This is a genomic window from Bradyrhizobium sp. (assembly GCF_030693485.1).
GTDB lineage: Bacteria > Pseudomonadota > Alphaproteobacteria > Rhizobiales > Xanthobacteraceae > Bradyrhizobium.
The window spans coordinates 1-1,915 of record NZ_JAUYAN010000207.1 but is presented as its reverse complement, the minus strand read 5'-3'; the positions used below and the strand labels follow the sequence as shown (position 1 = coordinate 1,915).

The 1,915-nt window shown below is 64.3% G+C and carries 1 protein-coding gene; it reads right to left on the bottom strand.

Annotation, left to right across the window (positions count from 1 at the left end; genetic code table 11):
- Positions 1-367 precede the first annotated feature (367 nt).
- A partial coding sequence (gene groL, locus Q8N40_RS15455) for a chaperonin GroEL (RefSeq protein WP_305712421.1) occupies positions 368-1,915 on the bottom strand: 1,548 nt, incomplete at its 5' end.

Below are 1,915 nucleotides of genomic sequence, written 5' to 3'. Positions count from 1 at the left end.
GAGGCCTTGCAGTTTCTCGCTTGCGCTTGATCTCCTCACGGCGGCAGCCCCCTGCGCCGGTGCGGATTTTTGCGTCTCGACACGGCCGTGAGGCCGGCATGACCGCGCCATTATGTGACGGGATCACAGGGGGTCAATTCGACGGGGTGCGACCGAGCGCCACACCTCGGCGCGCGCGACCTGAGCTGGGGAATCGGCTCGGGCCCGGCCGGCTCGCGTTCTGGATGGCCGGTTGGGGTCTCTGCAGCGGTTGGTTGAAAAGGTCGACCGGATCGACCTGTCGCGTGCAATTGCACCTCGGAAAAACAAAACCCCGGCATTGCTGCCGGGGTTCTGCATTCTCGATACTTGCGTAGGGAAGCCTGGATCAGAAATCCATGCCGCCCATGCCGCCGCCCGGGGGCATGCCGCCGCCGCCGGCGCCGCCCTTCTTGGGCAGTTCGGCGACCATGGCTTCGGTCGTGATCAGGAGAGCCGCAACCGAGGCTGCGTTCTGGATCGCCGCGCGAACCACCTTGGTCGGGTCGATGATGCCCTTCGAGATCAGGTTGACGTATTCGCCCGACTGCGAGTCGAAGCCGTACGAATACTGGTCCTTCTCGAGGATCTTGCCGACGATGACGGAGCCGTCCTCGCCTGCGTTGATCGCGATCTGGCGAGCGGGCCAGGACAGCGCCTTGCGGACGATTTCGACGCCGGTCTTCTGGTCGTCGTTCGCGGTCTTGATGCGCTTGAGCTGCTCGGAGGCGCGCAGCAAGGCGACGCCGCCGCCCGGTACGATGCCTTCTTCAACCGCCGCACGGGTCGCATGCATCGCGTCGTCAACGCGGTCCTTGCGCTCCTTGACTTCGATTTCGGTCGCGCCGCCGACGCGGATCACCGCGACGCCGCCTGCGAGCTTGGCCAGACGCTCCTGCAGCTTCTCACGGTCGTAGTCCGAGGTGGTTTCCTCGATCTGCGCCTTGATCTGCGTGACGCGGGCCTCGATGTCGGACTTCTTGCCGGCGCCGTTGACGATGGTGGTGTTCTCCTTGTCGATCATCACCTTCTTGGCGCGACCGAGCATGGCGAGCGTAACGTTCTCCATCTTGATGCCGAGATCTTCCGAGATCGCCTGACCACCGGTCAGAACGGCGATGTCCTGCAGCATGGCCTTGCGGCGATCGCCGAAGCCCGGAGCCTTGACGGCGGCAACCTTGAGGCCGCCACGCAGACGGTTGACGACGAGGGTGGCGAGCGCTTCGCCTTCGACGTCTTCCGCGACGATGACGAGCGGCTTGCCGGTCTGGACCACGGCTTCCAGCAGCGGAAGCAGTTCGTTCAGGTTGGAGAGCTTCTTCTCGTTGATCAGGATGTAGGCGTCGTCGAATTCGACGCGCATCTTGTCGGCGTTGGTGACGAAGTAGGGCGAGATGTAGCCGCGGTCGAACTGCATGCCTTCGACGACGTCGAGTTCGGTCTCGAGGGACTTCGCCTCTTCAACCGTGATGACGCCCTCGTTGCCGACTTTCTTCATGGCGTCGGCGAGGAACTTGCCGATTTCGGAGTCGCCGTTGGCGGAGATGGTGCCGACCTGGGCGATTTCCTCGTTCGAGGTGACCTTCTTGGAGTTCTTGACGAGGTCGGCGACCACGGCTTCCACCGCGAGGTCGATACCGCGCTTCAGGTCCATCGGGTTCATGCCGGCGGCAACGGCCTTGGCGCCTTCGCGGACGATGGCGGCGGCCAGCACGGTCGCGGTGGTGGTGCCGTCGCCGGCTGCGTCGGCCGACTTGGAGGCCACTTCGCGCACCATCTGGGCGCCCATGTTCTCGAACTTGTCTTCAAGCTCGATTTCCTTGGCGACGGTGACGCCGTCCTTGGTGATGCGCGGTGCGCCGAACGACTTGTCGAGCACGACGTTGCGGCCCTTGGG